This is a genomic window from Kineosporia succinea (assembly GCF_030811555.1).
Lineage (GTDB): Bacteria > Actinomycetota > Actinomycetes > Actinomycetales > Kineosporiaceae > Kineosporia > Kineosporia succinea.
In genome coordinates, this window is sequence record NZ_JAUSQZ010000001.1 from 5,257,867 (window position 1) to 5,273,632 (window position 15,766).

The window sequence follows — 15,766 nt, forward strand, 5'->3', positions numbered from 1 at the left end:
CCGAGCGCCCACAGAGCACAGAACCGACCGAGCGCCCACAGAGCCGGGGGAGTCACCGATGACGCTGCAGGAACTCGAGCCGGCCACCACCGTCGAGCGGGCCCTGGCCTACTTCGACACCCTGCAACCCGTCACCGTCGAGCAGATGATCGGCTCGTGGCGGGGGAACGGCCTGGTCACCGGGCATCCGTTCGACGGTCAGCTCGAGGGGCTGGGCTGGTGGGGCAAGCAGTTCGTCAACCCCGAAGAGGTGCACCCACTGGTGATGGACGGCCCTCACGGCCCGTTCAGCCTCAACCCCAGCCTGGTTCCGCTCGAACTCGACCTCAGGTATCCCACGCTCTTCCGGCGGACCGGGGTGCAGAGAGTCATGCGCCGCGCCCTGCCGCTCCTGCGCACGAAGAGGCCCGCCGCCCGCCTGCGCATGGCCGAGTACCGCGGGGTCGTCAGCGCCACGATGGTCTACGACACCAAGCCGGTCAACGATCACTTCCGAAGGGTGGACGCACGAACGGTCCTGGGTGCCATGGACCAGCGGAACGCGGTGGTCCCGTACCTGTTCGTGCTGAGGCGTGAGGACATCAACGGAGGCTGAGGTCCAGCACGAACCGCCACCGTGCCTCATTCCGGGCCAGCCGGTCGAGTGCCTCCTGCACCCGAGCCGCCGGCAGGACCTCCACGTCCGCCGTGATGCCGTGCCGGCCCGCGAAGGCCAGCATCTCCCGGGTGTCGCGCACCCCCGCCGAGCCCGAGGCGGTGAGCCGGCGGCGTCCCCGCAGCAGGGCCATCGAGTCCACGTCGTAACGCGGCGGGATCCCGAGCATGCAGATCGTGCCGTCGAAGTCGAGCGTGAGCACGTACGGCGTGATGTCGTGCGGCGCCGACGCGGTGTCGATGATCACGTCGAAAGCGTGCGCGTGCGAGGCCATGTCGTCGTCCGACGTGGACACGACCACCTCGTCCGCCCCCAGCTCCAACGCCAGAGGGGCCTTGGCGGACGACGTGGTGAACACGGCGACCGAGGCCCCCAGGGCCTTCGCGAACTTCACGGCCAGATGGCCGAGCCCACCCAGACCCACCACGCCGACGCGGGTGCCCGGCCCGACCCCGAGCCGGTTCAGCGGCTGCCACACCGTGACGCCCGCGCACATCAACGGCGCCACCCCGGCCGGATCGAGCCCGTCCGGCAGCGGGTACACGAACCGGTCCCGCACCACCATCTCGCGGGAGTACGCGCCGTACCGCGGTGTGCCGTCGACCCGGTCCACCCCGCCGTAGGTCAGTGTCGGGAACTCCAGGCAGTACGTCTCCTCCTCGTCGAGACAGGCCGCGCACACACCGCACGAGTCGACGATGTTGCCCACGGCCACCGGGTCGCCCACCGCGAGGGCGGTCACCGCCGGGCCGACCGCGAGCACCTCGCCGGTGAACTCGTGCCCGGGCACCAGCACCTCGGTGGCGTGCTCGATCGCGTCCAGGTCGCTGTGGCACACGCCGCAGTAGGTGATGCGGATGCGCACGTCGTCGTCGCGCAGGTCGCGGCGCGGGAAGGTCCAGGGCTCGAGTTTCCCGCCCGGGGTCAGGAGGGCGTAACCAGTTGTCATGAGCACGACGTTAGGAACTGGAGCGCACTCCAGCGCAAGCCCGCCACGCCACGTCCCTCAGGCAGGCGTGCTCAGGGGTGAACGCCGTGCCCGGCCGGATGATCGGGGGACGAGGGGCACATCCCGGCCCTGATGCGGAGTATCGGGGAGATGCTGCCCGAAGCCGCCTGAGCCTCAGTCTTTGCGCCGGGCCACGAAACTCGCGGCGAGGCAGCCCAGAACGCCCAGAACGCCCCCGATCAGCCCGGCCACCCGGGTGTTTCCGGAGCGCCAGCCCCACGACCAGAGCGTGGCGCCGGTGGCGGCCGCGAGCACACCGAAGGCGTAGGCGTTGCGCTGCCAGGAGGGCCAGTCCTTGGGGTTGCGCACCAGGATCCAGGCGGCGTGACCGGCGAGCGCCGCGGCGACCAGGGTGACGAAGGAGGAGAGCACCCGGCCATTCTTTCCGACTCGGTGGCCGGGTGGGGGAACCAGGTGGGGACGAGCGGCGTCGAACCAGCGACCCACCCGCGAGAACCGCTGGAGGACAGCCATGTTGGTGCGCCGCTTCGTCGTATCCGTCCTGTTTCTGGCACTGGCCGGTTGCGGGGCCCCGGCTTCTTCGGGGTCGCCGGTGGAGGTGGGCCTCGTCGAGGCCGCCGCCGGTGACGCCCCGCCGTCCGGATGGCGGTGGGAGAGCTATCAGAACGTGCGCCTGGCCGTGCCGGAGGCCTGGGGGCACGGCATCACCTCGCGGCCCTGGTGCCTGCGGCCCGACGACGAGGAGCCCTTTGTCGGGCGTCCGGGCCCGGTGCGAACGATCGGGTGCACGGGTGAGGACGCGCACACGATCGCGGTGGGCGGGGAGTACCTCTGGTTCGACGTCGCGACACCGGCCGTCGACTGGGTCTACGACGAAGACCTGCTCGGCGACCCGTTCTCCACCGGGCCGGACAGTGAGATGTTCCGGGCCGGGCTGGTCACCGTGGAGGTGCAGGCGCCGCCGGCGGTGCGCCGCGCGATCATCGACAGCGTCGAGCTCACCGACACCGACCACCACGGCTGCGCGGCCGAGGCCCCTGACGACGGTGACGTGGACTGGCGGCCCGACGGGCCGGCCGTCACCGAACTCACCGACGTCACCGCGGTCTCCGCCTGCAGTTACTCGAACGCGGTGCTGCGCTCCTCGACGCGTCTGACCGGCGCCGAGGCGGCTGCGGCGGTCGGGGCGATCACCCGGGCCCCGGTCGGCGGTGGCCCGAACTCGATCGTCAGCGACTGCGTGCCCGACGAGATCCTGGTGATGGAGCACATCGTGCTGCAGATCGAGGCGAGCCCGGACAAGGTGGTCGACCTGCGCCACGGCGGCTGCTTCCACCGCGGCCTCGACGACGGCGTCACGGTGCGCACACTGACCCGCGAGGCCGTGCAGCCGTTCGTGACCGGGCCGAACGAGGTCCGCAGCTGGACCGGCGAGGAGCTGGACCCGATCCTGCGGCCCTGAAGGTCCGGCCGGTTCCTGCCGATCAGAACCGGGTGTCCCTCGAGCTCTCCGTCAGCCAGTGGCTCAACGGCCCGCCGCCCCTGCTCGCGGGGCGGCCGCTGTTCCTCTACGCGTTCCAGATGCTGTGCCCGCTGTGCGTCGAGGAGGGCACCCCGATGATGAACACACTGCACGCGAGCGGTGTCACGGTGGTCGGGCTGCACACCGTGTTCGAGAACCACGAGGCGCAGACCCCTTCCGCCCTGGCCGGTTACGTGGCGCGGGCCGGCATCCGGTTCCCGGTCGGCGTCGACCGGCACGACGGCACCGACGACGCGCCGGTCACCATGCGGCGCCTCCTGCTGATGGGCACACCGAGCATCGTGTCCGTCAGCCGGAAGGGCGCGATCCGCGAGCGCCTCTTCGGGGTCCCGCCGCAAGAGGCGCTGCGCAAGAGGTTCGCGAAGCTGTAGGCGTTACTGGGCGCTCATCACCCGCGCGTACTTACCGCCGTCCGGCCCGGCCAGACCGCTCTGGTCTTCACCCAGGTCGATGCGGACCTCGTGCACCAGCCCGGTCAGCGCGTTGTCGAGCCGTGGGTAGTCCGGGCTCACCGGCGTGCCGAGATCGACGCCCAGGTTGAGGGTCTCGTCGAACGAGAAGTAGTAGGGGATGGTGGCCTCGACGCGTCCCTTGCCGTCGAGCACCCCGTCCACGAACACCGACACCGCGCCACCCAGCCCGGCGCCCTCACCGTCGTACTCGAACTCGACCCGCACCGTGTGACGCCCGGCCGGCACCACGCTCTCGCTGCGAACGGTGAACCGCTGCAGCGCGAAATAGTTGTAGTGGTAGGTGACCACACCGTCCATCAGGTAGAGGCTCCACCCACCGAAGGCGCCGCCCTGCGCGATCACCACACCGTTCGCGTCCCCGCTGACCTCGATGTCGGCCGTGATCGAGTGCGAGCGGTTCTTGATGTTCGGTGTGGTCTCCTCGGTGAGACGCCGCATCCCGCCGTGGTAGGTGACCGAGCGACGCCCGGCCAGCAGGTCGATACGGCCTGCCAGCGTGGGGTTCTCGCGTTCGGTGACCCGGTCGTCGAGCGGGAACACCTGGTGCTTGGCCGCTTCCACCAGGAAGAGGTCCTGCAGCTGGCGCAACCGGGAGGGATGTCGCGCGGCCAGGTCGTTCGACTGCGTCCAGTCGGTCGTCAGGTCGTACAGCTCCCACACGTCGTTCTCGAAACGCCGCTCCGGGTCGGGAATCATCTGCCACGGGATGCCGTGACGGGTGACCGCCATCCAGCCCTCGTGGTAGATGCCGCGGTTGCCGCACATCTCGAAGTACTGCGTGGTGCGGCGGTCGGCGGCCTCCGGGTCGGCGAACGAGTACCGCATCGACGTGCCCTCGATCGGCTGCTGGTGCACGCCGTTCACGAGCGTGGGAGCGGGAACGCCCACGCAGTCGAGAATCGTCGGCAGCACATCGATCACGTGGTGGAACTGGGGCCGGATCCCCCCTCGGTCGGCCCCGGAGATACCGCCCGGCCAGTGGATGATCAGGCCGTCGCGGGTGCCGCCGAAGTGGGAGGCGACCTGCTTCGTCCACTGGTAGGGGGTGTTTAGGGCCATCGCCCACCCGGCCGGCCCGATGGGGTAGCTGTCGGCCGTGCCCAGCAGGTCGATGTCCTCGATCATCTGCTCCGGGTCGTCGGCGATGCCGTGCCCGAGACGGTGCTCGTTGAACGTGCCGTCGACCCCGCCCTCACCGGAGGCACCGTTGTCGCCCAGAAGGTAGACGAAGATGGTGTTCTCGATCTCGCCGAGCCTCTCCAGGGCGTCGACGAGGCGGCCGATCTGGGTGTCGCAGTGCTCGGTGAACCCCGCGAAGGTCTCCATGAACCGCGCCGAGAGCTGTTTCTGCGTGTCGGTCAGCTCGGACCAGTGCGGCAGCCCCTCCGCCCACGGCGCCAGCGCGGCGTCGGGCGGGATCACGCCCAGCTCCTTCTGCCGCTCGAGGATCCGTGAGCGGGCCACGTCCCAGCCCTCGTCGAACTGGCCCTGGTATCTCTCCGGCCACGAGGGTGCGACGTGCAGGGGAGCGTGCGAGGCGCCCATCGCCAGGTAGGTGAAGAAGGGGCGGCCGGGCGTGAGAGAGCGCTGGGTGCGGATCCAGTCGATGCTCTGGTCGACCAGATCCTCGGAGAGGTGGTAGCCGTCTTCCGGGCGGCGCGTGGGCTCGAACGGCGTGGTGCCCCGGTACAGCTGCGGGTACCAGTGGTTCATCTCGGCGCCCATGAAGCCGTAGAAGGTGTCGAAGCCCTCACCGGTGGGCCAGCGGTCGAACGGGCCGACGGCGCTGATCTCGCGCGGCGGGGTCTGGTGCCACTTGCCGAACGCGGCCGTGCTGTAGCCGTTGCCCTGCAGGATCTGGGCGAGGGTGGCGGCGCTGGCCGGGCGGAAGCCGCTGTAGCCGGGGGCGGCCGTGGCCATCTCGGTGGTCCCGCCCATGCCCACGGAGTGGCAGTTGCGCCCGGTCATCAGGGACTGGCGGGTGGGGGAGCACAGGGCGTTGACGTGGAAGCGGTTGTAGCGCAGGCCGTGGCCCGCCAGGCGCTCGGCCGTGGGCATCCGGATCGGGCCCCCGAAGGCGCTGGAGCTGCCGAAACCCAGGTCGTCGAGCACCACCACGACGACGTTGGGCGCGGCCGGCGGCGGGGTGACCGGGGCGATCGCCCGGAACGGCTCGTGCTGGTCGTGGATGCCGACCGCGGTCACCACCGACTGCTTGCGTTCCGGCTCCGGCAGTACGTGCCGCCCGGCTTCGAAACCCGCCACGGGCAAACTCCAGTTGTCGTACAGAGAAGGTCGAAGAGCCCAGACTGGCACGGGCGCCGCGGGCCGTTCAACGAGCGTCCGATACCGGTTGGCCATGCAGGCCAGAGATGTGAGCTATGGGACGACGTGGTGACCGCGCGTACGCCGGTCACCTTCTATTGCATATAGTTCGCAATAATGAACGACGTGACGGTGGATGAGGTGACGGGGGAGGCCCGGTCCCTGCGGCCCGTGGTCTCCGACCTCGGCCTCGGTGGGCAGCGCCGCCGGGCGGTCGCGTGGATCAGCGGGCTCGCGGTGCTGCTGGTGCTGAGCGTGGTGCTCGGGGTCGGCGTGGGAGCGGTGGCGATCGGCCCGGGCTCCGTCGCCCGCATCATCGGCCACCACCTGCTCGGCACGCCCGGTACGGTCACCTGGAGCCTGCCCCAGGATGCCATCGTCTGGCAGGTGCGCCTGCCCCGTGTGCTGCTCGGGGCCTTCGTCGGCGCCGGGCTGGCCGTGTGCGGCACGGCCCTGCAGGCGATGGTGCGCAACATGCTGGCCGACCCCTACCTGCTCGGCATCAACTCCGGCGCCTCCAGCGGTGCGGCCGCCGCGATCCTGTTCGGGATCGGCGTGGGGGCCGGCGAGAACACGCTGCCCTTCACCGCGTTCCTCGGGGCGCTGGCCGCGTCGTTCCTGGTCTTCCTCATCGCCCGCTCCGGCGGACGGGTGACGTCGGTACGGCTGCTGCTCGCCGGGGTCGCCGTCGGGTACGCCCTGTACGCGCTGACCAGCTTCCTGATCTTCGCCTCGGACTCGGCCGAGGGCGCCCGCTCGGTGATGTTCTGGCTGCTCGGCTCGCTCGGCCTGGCGCACTGGGGCTTCTCGCTCAACGTCGTGATGGCCGTGGTCGCCCTGACCGTGGGCCTGCTCACGCTGTGGGGCCGCCGCCTCGACGCACTGTCGATCGGTGACGAGACGGCCCTGACGCTCGGCATCTCACCCGACCGGTTCCGCACGGTGCTGCTGCTCGTGGTGTCGCTGTGCATCGGCGTGCTGGTCGCGGCCTCGGGCAGCATCGGGTTCGTCGGGCTGGTGGTGCCGCACCTGGCCCGCCGTCTGGTCGGCGCGACCCACGCCCGGGTGGTGCCGGTCGCGGCGCTGCTCGGGGGCATCTTCATCATCTGGGCCGACGCCATCGCCCGCACCCTGCTCCAGCCCCAGGAACTCCCGATCGGCATCATCACCTCGCTCGTCGGGGCGCCGTTCCTGCTCGTGCTCATCCGCCGTCTGCACGCCACCAGCGCCTAGACCCAGCGCCTAGAACTTGGGAGCACGAAAGACCATGCGCCGCCCCGTCATCGCCCTCTCCGCCGTGCTGCTGGTAGCCGCCTGCGGCGGCCAGTCGACCACCACGTCCGCAAGCAGTGGCGGTGACGGCGAATACCCGCTGACCGTCTCGAACTGCGGTGACGACGTGACGTTCACCGCCGCGCCGCAGAACGTGGTGCTGCTGAAGAGCGCCTCGGTGCCCTACCTGCAGGCCCTCGGTGTGCTCGGTGACGTGAAAGCCCGCGCGGGGCAGTATCCGGCCGACTACTACGACGACGCCACGAACGCCGAGCTGGCCAGGATCCCGCTGCTGACCGACAAACTCGACACCACCGGGCACCTGCAGATCTCCAAGGAGGTCGTGATCAGCCAGGAGCCCGACCTGGTGCTGGGCGAGGTGGAGAACCTCAACCGCGAGACCCTGGTGACGGTGGGCATCCCGCTGCTCGAAGAACCCGGACTGTGCGACAACGGTCTGGACGACCCGGGGTTCGACGACGTGTACGACCAGATGGAGATGTACGGTCGCGTTTTCGGCAAGACCGCTGAGGCCACGGCCGCCGTCACCGAGCTGAAGGCCCGCCTGGCCGAGGTTTCGGAGAACGCCGACGGCGCCGGGCGCACCGCGGCCGTGCTCTACCCGACCGTCGGCGGCGGGGTGACCTACGCCTACGGCAGGCGCAGCATGGCCGAACCCCAGCTCGAGGCGGCCGGTTTCACCAACGTGTTCGGCGACGTGGACGAGCGGGTGTTCGAGGTGACGCTCGAGAAGCTGATCGGGCTGAACCCCGACGTGCTGATCCTGCTCTACTCCGACGGTGACGCGCAGAAGGTCACCGAGTCGATCACGCAACTGCCCGGCGCCGAGAAGCTGACCGCGGTGAAGAACGGCGACGTGATGCCGCAGCTGTTCAACTTCACCGAGCCGCCCGGTCCGCTGGCCGTCACCGGGCTGGAGCGCATCGAGGAGCGGTTCGGCCAGTGATCGAGGCGAACGGGCTGCACTTCTCGTACGGCAAGACCGAGGTGGTGAGCGATGTCTCGCTGACCGCCCGCAGCGGAAGGGTTCTCGGGCTGATCGGGCCGAACGGCAGCGGCAAGACGACGCTGCTGCGGTTGCTGTACGGGTCGCTGAGGCCCGCCTCCGGCTCGGTGGTGGTCGACGAGCGGCCGCTGCCCCGGCTGGGGGCCCGGGAGTCCGCCCGGCACCTGGCCGTCGTCGTGCAGGAGAACGCCGCCGAGACCACCATGACGGTGGCCGAGATGGTGCTGCTCGGGCGCACGCCGCACCAGGGGTCGTTCGCGCGGGTCAGGACCGAGGACGAGGAGATCGCCTGGACGTCGCTGCGCCGGGTGGGCGGGTTGCACCTGGCCGCGCGCAGTTTCGCCGGGCTCTCGGGTGGTGAGAAGCAGCGCGTGCTCATCGCCCGCGCGCTCGCCCAGCGGGCCTCGCACCTCCTGCTCGACGAGCCGACGAACCACCTCGACATCCGCTACCAGCACGAGATCCTCTCGCTGGTGGCCGCTCTCGAGACCACCGTGGTCGTCGTGCTGCACGACCTCAACCTCGCGCTGCGCTACTGCGACGACCTGGTGCTGCTCGAGAACGGCCGGCTGGTGGGCTCGGGACCGGCCGCCCAGGTGGTCGAGGGCGACCTGATCGAACGGGTCTACGGCATCGGCGTGCAGCGCATCGAGCACGCCGGGCAGTCGCACCTGATCTTCACGCCCCGGGGCTGAGGGCGGCGAGGAGCGAGGCCTCGTCCCTGACCGTGTCCGGGGGGAGGCCCAGCCGGGCCGCGACCGCCAGCACCCACGGGCGCCGCAGTCGCGCGGTGGCCAGGGTGTGGTCGTCGTCGAGCAGCACCGCGGGTGCCCCCTGCGTGACGGAACCCGCTGTCAGGACCGCGATCTCGTCGGCCCAGGCCAGCGCCAGGTCGACGTCGTGCGTGGCCATCACCAGCGTGGTACCCGCCGCGTGCAGCCGGTCGAGGGCGGCGGTGGCCTCCTGGCCGGCGGCCGGGTCGAGCCCGGCGGTGGGCTCGTCGAGAACCAGCACCGACGGACGCATTGCCACGGCTCCCGCGATCGCCACCCGTTTGCGTTCACCGAAAGACAGCTGGTGGGTGGGACGCTCGGCCAGGTGAGTGGCGGCCAGCAGGTCCAGGGCCTCGTCGCAGCGGGCCCGCACCTCGTCGTCGGTCAGGCCCTGGTTGACCGGGCCGAACGAGACGTCCTCGCGCACCGAGGCCGAGAAGAGCTGGTCGTCCGGGTCCTGGGTGATGAGCTGCAGGCGGTGCCGGTGCTCGCGCAGCCCGGCCCGGGTGTGGCTCAGCTCGTTGCCGCCGATGACGATCTGCCCTCCGGTGGGTCTCAGGGCCCCGGACAGGCAGCGCAGCAGGGTGCTCTTGCCCGAGCCGTTGGCGCCGAGCACGGCCAGGCGGGAGCCGGTGGCCACCTTCAGGTCGACCTGGTGGAGCACGGGCGGGCCGCCGGTGTAGGCGAAACTCAGGCCGGTGACCTCGATCTCGCCGCTCACCACGGCAGGGCCAGGGAGATCGCGCTCACGGCGGCGAGCATCGCGAGGGTGGCGGCGACGAAGGTTCTCGACGACGGTCGCTGGTCGGCCAGTGTGCGCATGACTCCCTCGAAACCCCGGCCGGCCAGCCCGGCCTCGAGCCGCCGCGAGCGGTCGAACGCCCGCGTCAGCGTGGCCGCCGTCAGGGTGGTGGCCGAACGCAGGGTGGCGCGCCGGGTGGTGTAGCCGAGCCGGGCGGTCTGGGCGGCGCGGACCTCGCCGATCGACTCCAGCAGGACGAACAGCAGACGGTAGGTCAGGCCGGCGACGTCGACGACCGCCTCGGGCACGCCCCGGCGCCGGGCCCAGGCCAGCAGGTCGGTCATCGGGGTGGTGGCGGCCAGCAGCATCACCGAACTGGTGCCCGCAATCGCGTGGGCCAGGGTCTGCGCGGCGTTGCCCAGGCTCTCGTCGGTGACGGTCGGCCCGAAACCGTCCGTGCGCCAGGTGATCGCGATGGTCACGGTGCCGAGCACGATGAAGGCGGCCGGGCCGCGGGCGGCGCGGCGCAGGAGGTGGGCAGGGGTGCGGCCGGGGCCCAGCATCAGGCCGAGGGCCACGAGCGTGACGAGGAGCGAGGCCGGCCACGGGGGCAGGACCAGCGCGCTGATCACGAGGCCGAGGCTGAGCAGCACCTTGTCCCCGGGCGAGTGCCGCCGCCAGGGACTTGCCCAGGCGGCGACATCGAGGGCGGGTGCGCTCACGATTCCCGCGGGCGCTGCCGCTTTCCGGACAGGCGGCCCAGCACGAAGCCGAGCGCACCGGCGCCGGCGGCGGCCTGGAGGGCGAACAGGCCGGACTCGATCTCACCCGACGAGGGTTCGAAGAACGGGGTGAACCAGACGTCGTAGTCGGGGTTGATCTCCTCGACCTTGGTGGCGGCGGAGGAGTCGCTGCCCGCGTAGGACTCGCCCTCGGCCTGACCGTCGGTGTTCAGGCGCAGGGCCAGGGGAATCGCGAAAATGGCGACCACGAGAAGGAGCAGGGCCAGATCGATCGCGAGGCGGCGGGGGGTGCGGGTCATGTCAGCCACGCTCCTGAACAGCGGTGGTGGTCGCCTCGCCCGGGAGGGCCTGCTTCAGTCCCAGGGAACTCAGCTCGTCCGGTGCGATGCGGGCCAGGACGCGGAAGACCAGCACGCCGAGAAGGCCCTCGGCGACGGCCAGGGGGATCTGGGTCAGGGCGAAGATGCCGAGGAACTCGCCGACGGAGCCGAGGACGCCGCCCGTGGGGTCGGGGTGGGCGAGACCGAGCTGTACCGACGTGACCACGTAGGTCGACAGGTCGGACAGCGACAGTGCCGCGAAAACGCCCACCGGGAAGGCTAGCCCGAGCCTGAGGCAGGCGCGGTAGGCACCGTAGCCGACCCAGGGGCCGACCACGGCCATGGAGAACACGTTCGCACCGAGGGTCGTGATGCCGCCGTGGGCCAGCAGCAGGGCCTGGAACAGCAGCACGATGGCGCCGAGCACCGCCATCACCGGGGGCCGGAACAGCACCGCACCCAGGCCGGTTCCGGTGGGATGGCTCGAACTGCCGGTCACGGAGGGCAGTTTGATGGCGGAGAGCACGAAGGTGAAAGCCCCGGCCGCGCCCAGCAACAGCCGGGACTCGGGGCGTTCGCGCACCTCGCGCACCACGCAGCGGGCGCCGTGCACCACGAAGGGGGCGGCCGCGACCGTCCAGGCGGCGGCGTGGAGCGGGGGCAGATAGCCCTCAGCGATGTGCACGGGGCACCTCGCTCGTTGCAGCGTGTGTCATCGGATCTCCTCGGGTCCTCGCCCTGGATCGCTGCGACGGCCGAAGTCTCCTGGCTTCCCGGATCAGCACTCGCCCCGGCCTTCCGGTCCGCGAGTGCGGCCGTGGCACGGCATAGGGTCTGCTCCCCGGTGACAGTGGCGGGACCGCGCCGGATTCTCACCGGCTTCCTTCACTGCCGTCGCGGACGGTATGTGGTTGTGGCGGCGATATGGGGGACACGCCGTGCCAGGATCTAACCACGTCCCGATCCGCAGGAGAACAGTCCCCGGCCCTACACTCACTTTCTCTACGACACGTAGAAGTGTGCTGAGGGTTGGAGGAGGCGTGCGGTGGTACGGCGGGATCATCTGGAACGGGCTGTTCTCGAGGCACTCTGGGACTGTCCGGACGGGCTGACCGCGCCCGAGGTGGTCGAGCTGCTGGCCGACCGGCAGCTGGCCCTGACGACGGTGCACACCGTGCTCGACCGGCTGCGGGCCAAGGACCTGGTGCGCCGTGAGCGGGACGGGCGGGTGTTCCGGCACCGGGCCGTGCGCAGCCGGGAGGAGCTGACGGCCGAGGCGATGGTGGCGGTGCTGCAGGACAGCGCCGATCACCCCCTGGCGCTGTCGATGTTCGTGCGGGCGGTGTCGAAGGCCGACGCCGACGCGCTGCGCCGGGCGCTGGGGGCCGAGGAACGGCGCAGGCGCTCGTGAGCCTGCTGCTGCCGGCGCTGGTCGGGGTGCTGCTCACGCTGGTGCCGCGGCCGCTCTCCCGGGCCCGCTGGGCCCAGCGCCGCCCGCGCGAGGCCGCCGTCGTCTGGGTGGTCTACGCGCTCGTCACGGCTTACCTGCTGCTGCTCGCGCTGGCGCTGGCGGTGGGGTCGCTGTGGCCGGCCGGGCTCTTCCTGCTGTGGATGCTGGTGCGTTTGACCCAGACCGTGCGGGGGCTGCGCCGTTCGCAGCGGCGGCACCAGGAGGCGCTGGCGCTGGTGGCCGACTACGACCCGCTGCTGCGGGTGCACGTGCTGAACGACGACCGGCCGCTGGCCTACTGCCTGCCGAACGGGGCCCGGCCGATGGTCGTGGTCACCCGAGGTGCCCTGGAGCTGGCCGACAGCGCCGAGATGCGGGCGATCCTGGCCCACGAGCGTTGTCACGCCCGCAACCGTCATGACCTGCTGGTGACCGGATTCCTGGCCTGGCAGAGGATCTTCCCGTTCGTCCCCTCGTGCCGGGCGGCGGCGGAGGCGGTGGGGGCGGTGACCGAGGCCTGGGCCGACGACCAGGCGGCCGCCGAGGTCAGTCATGCGGTGACGCTGCGGGCGATCATGCGTCTGGGGTCGGGAGTGCCGGGCGGGCTGGATCATCTCGGCTGGGAACCCGATCCGGCGACGTTGTCGCGGGTTCGGCGGTTGATGGGGCAGATGGCCGAGGGACGCCTGAGCCCGGGACCCGCCCTGACCGGGCGGTAATTTTCTACCGGGAGTAGAAGGTGGCTAGGGTTCGTTTCTACGTGACGTAGAAGCGTTGCCGCTCTCGACCGTGCTCGAGGAGTTCTCATGACCCTGCCCGCCGACCGCACGCACGACGCGTCGCTGATCCTCCGGGCCGACGAGGTGAGCGTCGCGGCGACCCGGCCCTGGCGTCCTCTCCTGCTCCGGTTGCACTTCTACGCCGGGGTTTTCGTGGCCCCGTTCCTGGTGGTCGCGGCACTGACCGGGCTGGGCTACGTGTTCAGCCCGCAGCTCGAGGGTGTCGTCCACGGCGAAGAGCTGCGGGTCGACCCGGGCGGCCGGGTGGCGCTGCCGGTGGCCGAGCAGGTGGCCGCCGCGCGGGCGGCACATCCGGAGGGAACGGTCGTGCAGATCGTGCCCGGTGACGCGCCGCGTGACACCACGCAGGTGACGTTCGCCGTCGGCGGACTCGAGAACGACCGGCAGCACACGGTTTACGTGGATCCGTACACGGCCGGGGTGACAGGTGAGCTCACGACCTGGGCCGGGTACACGCCGGTGCGGTCGTGGCTCGACGACCTGCACCGCAACCTCCTGCTCGGTGACTGGGGGCGCTGGTACAGCGAGACCGCCGCGAGCTGGCTCTGGGTGATGGTGCTCGGCGGGCTGGTGCTCTGGTGGCAGCGGTTGCGCCCGCGGCCGGGATTCCTGCGCCGGGCCCTGACCCCGGACCTGGCGGCGCGCAGGGGAGTTCGTCGCACCCGGTCGTGGCACGCGTCGCTCGGGGTGTGGCTGGCGGTGGGGCTGCTCTTCCTGTCGGTGACCGGTCTGACCTGGTCGCGCTGGGCGGGAGGGCATTTCGGTGATGCCCTGACGGCGCTCGACAGCCGCACGCCCCAGCTGCCCACGGTCACGCAGCATTCCGAGCACACGGCGCACACGGGTGTGGGCCATGCTCTGGAAGAGGTCGACGCCGTGATCGCGGAGGCCGCGGCGGCGGGCCTGGAGAACTCGATCCGCCTGACCCCACCCGCGGGTGCGGGGGAAGGCTGGACCGTGATCGAGAAGGACCGCAGTGTGCCCGTGCACCTCGACCGGGCCGTGATCGACGGAACCGGAAATACTGTGACCGTGAGCCGTTTCGGGGACTGGCCGCTGCTGGCCCAGCTCACCACGCTGGGCGTCGCGGCGCACATGGGCCTGCTGTTCGGGCTCGTGAACCAGGTGCTGCTGGCCGGTCTGGCGGTGGGCCTGGTCTGCGTGATCGTCTGGGGCTATCGCATGTGGTGGCAGCGGCGCCCCACCGGCACCCGTCTCGCGGTCGGCCCGGCGCCGAGATCCGCCGGCTGGAGACCGGTCCCGATCATCGCGGCCCTGGTGGTGGGCTGGGTCATGCCCACGATCGGGGTCGGCGTGCTGCTCTTCCTGATGGTGGACGTGGTGGTCGTCCGCGTGCGTCGGGAGACCGGGCGCGTACCCGGCGAAGGTGCGGGCCCGCGTCCCTCATCGGCAGGAGGAACGCGGGCCCGGGTGGTGCGGGGAGTCAGGCCTCGACGAGTGCGGCCTGCTCGCTCTTCGCGGCCCGGCGCGTGATCCGGGTGGTGCGGGTGATGCGGGCGCCGGTGAGGGTCGGCCGGGCCGCCAGCATCAGCACGAACGCCAGGGCGGCGAGCGCGGCGCCGATCCAGTAGACGTCGCGGTACCCGGTGCCGGCCGCGATGCCCAGCACCGGGCCGGCCAGCATCGCACCGACCGGTCCCGCGCTGGTGAACAGGGTGGAGGCGTGACCGGGACGGCTCGGCACCATGTCCTGCACGTAGGTGATGCCCAGGCCCTGGAGCAGGGCGATGGCCGAGGCGTTGAGCAGCTGGGCCGCCGCGATCTGCCAGGTGGCCGTGGAGAACGCCATCACCAGCAGGTAGCCGAGGGTCAGCACCGGACCGGCCAGGATCAGCATGCGTAGCTTGTAACGGGCTGCCAGCAGGCCGAATCCGAGCATGAGCGGGATCTCGAGACCGGCGCACAGACCGAGGATCAGCCCGGCGTCCCCGAGGCCGGCGTCGAGCTCGCTCTTCAGGAACAGGGGCAGTGCCTGCAACGACATGTGCCCGGTGCAGTTCAGCAGTACCAGGGCGGCGAGGGTGAGGCCGATGACGAGGCGGGACTCGTCGCGACCGGCGACGGACTCGACCGAATCACTCGTCCCCCCGATGGTGGGCGGCGGGACGGGGGCCCCGGCGGGGAACATCCGGTACGCGACCACGGCGGCGATCAGGTACATCGCGGCGGCGAAGCTGTAGACGGCGGTGAAGTCACCGGCGGCCAGCAGCATCGTGGCCAGGAACGGGCCGCCGACCCAGGACAGCGACAGCACGGTGCGCAGGCTGGTCATCGTCATCACGGCCTGCGGGGAGCCGGCGAGGCTGACCCGGGCGTGGGCGAAGACCTGCGGTACAAGGGCACTGGCGGCGGCCGTCATGGTGACGGTCAGGCCGAGCAGGAGCCAGTAGTCGCGCAGCCAGGCGGTCAGCAGGGAGCCGACGGCACCGGTGACCGCCGCGCCGATGATCAGGCCGCGGCGGGAGGGGAGCTTGTCCGACCAGTGGCCCATGGTGAGAGAGACCACGACGGACGAGAGCGGTGCGGCCACCAGGAACGCGGTGACCTGCAGCCCGGAGGCGTGCACCGCGTCGGTGAGGAAGAGGGTGAGAAAGGGAGCGGCCATTGCTGCGGCAAGACCGACACACAGGAACACAAGCGCCAGGGGCATGT

At 71.1% G+C, this 15,766-nt stretch carries 17 protein-coding genes and 1 riboswitch; of the genes, 9 read left to right on the forward strand and 8 right to left on the reverse strand.

Going from position 1 to position 15,766, the window contains the following annotated elements; all coding sequences use genetic code 11:
• Window positions 1-58 precede the first annotated feature (58 nt).
• Complete coding sequence (locus J2S57_RS22845; RefSeq protein ID WP_307246372.1) at window positions 59-595, forward strand: DUF4334 domain-containing protein; 537 nt, start codon at window positions 59-61, stop codon at window positions 593-595.
• On the opposite strand, the gene J2S57_RS22850 is transcribed toward J2S57_RS22845, so the two are convergent.
• Both J2S57_RS22850 and J2S57_RS22855 read right to left on the reverse strand, forming a co-directional pair.
• The gene (locus tag J2S57_RS22850) at window positions 582-1,610 is read right to left on the reverse strand and encodes an NAD(P)-dependent alcohol dehydrogenase (RefSeq protein ID WP_370882501.1); all 1,029 of its coding nucleotides are present in this window, start codon (window positions 1,608-1,610) and stop codon (window positions 582-584) included. The two genes, J2S57_RS22845 and J2S57_RS22850, sit on opposite strands and share 14 nt — an antisense overlap.
• A 168-nt stretch (window positions 1,611-1,778) precedes the next feature.
• Window positions 1,779-2,036, reverse strand: a complete 258-nt coding sequence (locus tag J2S57_RS22855) for a hypothetical protein (protein WP_307246378.1) — start codon at window positions 2,034-2,036, stop codon at window positions 1,779-1,781.
• A gap of 181 nt (window positions 2,037-2,217) precedes the next feature.
• On the opposite strand from J2S57_RS22855, the gene J2S57_RS22860 reads away from it, so the two are divergent.
• Window positions 2,218-3,087, forward strand: coding sequence for a hypothetical protein (locus J2S57_RS22860; RefSeq protein ID WP_307246380.1), 870 nt, complete (start codon window positions 2,218-2,220; stop codon window positions 3,085-3,087).
• Window positions 3,088-3,119: 32 nt separating this feature from the next.
• Complete coding sequence (locus J2S57_RS22865; RefSeq protein WP_307246382.1) at window positions 3,120-3,539, forward strand: TlpA family protein disulfide reductase; 420 nt, start codon at window positions 3,120-3,122, stop codon at window positions 3,537-3,539.
• 3 nt (window positions 3,540-3,542) lie between these two features.
• On the opposite strand, the gene J2S57_RS22870 is transcribed toward J2S57_RS22865, so the two are convergent.
• The gene (locus tag J2S57_RS22870; protein ID WP_307246383.1) at window positions 3,543-5,906 is read right to left on the reverse strand and encodes an arylsulfatase; all 2,364 of its coding nucleotides are present in this window, start codon (window positions 5,904-5,906) and stop codon (window positions 3,543-3,545) included.
• A gap of 177 nt (window positions 5,907-6,083) precedes the next feature.
• Here J2S57_RS22870 and J2S57_RS22875 point away from each other — a divergent pair, with 177 nt between their 5' ends.
• From J2S57_RS22875 to J2S57_RS22885, 3 genes are read left to right on the forward strand one after another with little or no spacing between them, the layout of a single operon-like run.
• Window positions 6,084-7,199 carry a FecCD family ABC transporter permease gene (locus J2S57_RS22875; RefSeq protein WP_307246385.1) on the forward strand — a complete coding sequence of 372 codons (1,116 nt, stop codon included), beginning with the start codon at window positions 6,084-6,086 and terminating at the stop codon, window positions 7,197-7,199.
• A gap of 34 nt (window positions 7,200-7,233) precedes the next feature.
• The gene (locus tag J2S57_RS22880) at window positions 7,234-8,205 is read left to right on the forward strand and encodes an ABC transporter substrate-binding protein (RefSeq protein ID WP_307246387.1); all 972 of its coding nucleotides are present in this window, start codon (window positions 7,234-7,236) and stop codon (window positions 8,203-8,205) included.
• Window positions 8,202-8,960, forward strand: a complete 759-nt coding sequence (locus J2S57_RS22885) for an ABC transporter ATP-binding protein (RefSeq protein ID WP_307246389.1) — start codon at window positions 8,202-8,204, stop codon at window positions 8,958-8,960. Before J2S57_RS22880 ends, J2S57_RS22885 begins: the two co-directional genes overlap by 4 nt.
• On the opposite strand, the gene J2S57_RS22890 is transcribed toward J2S57_RS22885, so the two are convergent.
• From J2S57_RS22890 to J2S57_RS22905, 4 genes are read right to left on the reverse strand one after another with little or no spacing between them, the layout of a single operon-like run.
• On the reverse strand, window positions 8,944-9,759 hold the full coding sequence (locus tag J2S57_RS22890; RefSeq protein ID WP_307246391.1) for an energy-coupling factor ABC transporter ATP-binding protein: 816 nt from the start codon (window positions 9,757-9,759) through the stop codon (window positions 8,944-8,946). The two genes, J2S57_RS22885 and J2S57_RS22890, sit on opposite strands and share 17 nt — an antisense overlap.
• Window positions 9,756-10,502 carry a cobalt ECF transporter T component CbiQ gene (gene cbiQ / locus J2S57_RS22895; RefSeq protein WP_307246393.1) on the reverse strand — a complete coding sequence of 249 codons (747 nt, stop codon included), beginning with the start codon at window positions 10,500-10,502 and terminating at the stop codon, window positions 9,756-9,758. Before cbiQ ends, J2S57_RS22890 begins: the two co-directional genes overlap by 4 nt.
• Entirely contained in the window at window positions 10,499-10,822 is a 324-nt protein-coding gene (locus tag J2S57_RS22900; RefSeq protein ID WP_307246395.1) for an energy-coupling factor ABC transporter substrate-binding protein, read from the reverse strand. The genes cbiQ and J2S57_RS22900 overlap by 4 nt, the downstream gene beginning before the upstream one ends.
• A gap of 1 nt (window position 10,823) precedes the next feature.
• Window positions 10,824-11,528: an energy-coupling factor ABC transporter permease gene (locus tag J2S57_RS22905; RefSeq protein WP_307246397.1), complete on the reverse strand. Its 705-nt coding sequence runs from the start codon at window positions 11,526-11,528 to the stop codon at window positions 10,824-10,826.
• 73 nt (window positions 11,529-11,601) lie between these two features.
• Window positions 11,602-11,729, reverse strand: a riboswitch (cobalamin riboswitch).
• Window positions 11,730-11,888: 159 nt separating this feature from the next.
• Between J2S57_RS22905 and J2S57_RS22910 the strand changes: the two genes are divergently transcribed.
• The 3 genes from J2S57_RS22910 to J2S57_RS22920 all read left to right on the forward strand — a co-directional run bounded on the left by J2S57_RS22910 (window position 11,889) and on the right by J2S57_RS22920 (window position 14,587).
• Window positions 11,889-12,254 (forward strand): BlaI/MecI/CopY family transcriptional regulator, encoded by a 366-nt coding sequence (locus J2S57_RS22910; protein WP_307246399.1) that lies wholly within the window; start codon window positions 11,889-11,891, stop codon window positions 12,252-12,254.
• Window positions 12,251-13,012: a M56 family metallopeptidase gene (locus J2S57_RS22915; RefSeq protein ID WP_307246401.1), complete on the forward strand. Its 762-nt coding sequence runs from the start codon at window positions 12,251-12,253 to the stop codon at window positions 13,010-13,012. The genes J2S57_RS22910 and J2S57_RS22915 overlap by 4 nt, the downstream gene beginning before the upstream one ends.
• Window positions 13,013-13,099: 87 nt before the next feature.
• Window positions 13,100-14,587 (forward strand): PepSY-associated TM helix domain-containing protein, encoded by a 1,488-nt coding sequence (locus J2S57_RS22920; protein ID WP_307246402.1) that lies wholly within the window; start codon window positions 13,100-13,102, stop codon window positions 14,585-14,587.
• On the opposite strand, the gene J2S57_RS22925 is transcribed toward J2S57_RS22920, so the two are convergent.
• Window positions 14,538-15,764 (reverse strand): MFS transporter, encoded by a 1,227-nt coding sequence (locus J2S57_RS22925; RefSeq protein WP_307246404.1) that lies wholly within the window; start codon window positions 15,762-15,764, stop codon window positions 14,538-14,540. The genes J2S57_RS22920 and J2S57_RS22925 overlap by 50 nt on opposite strands.
• Between the last annotated feature and the right edge of the window lie 2 nt (window positions 15,765-15,766).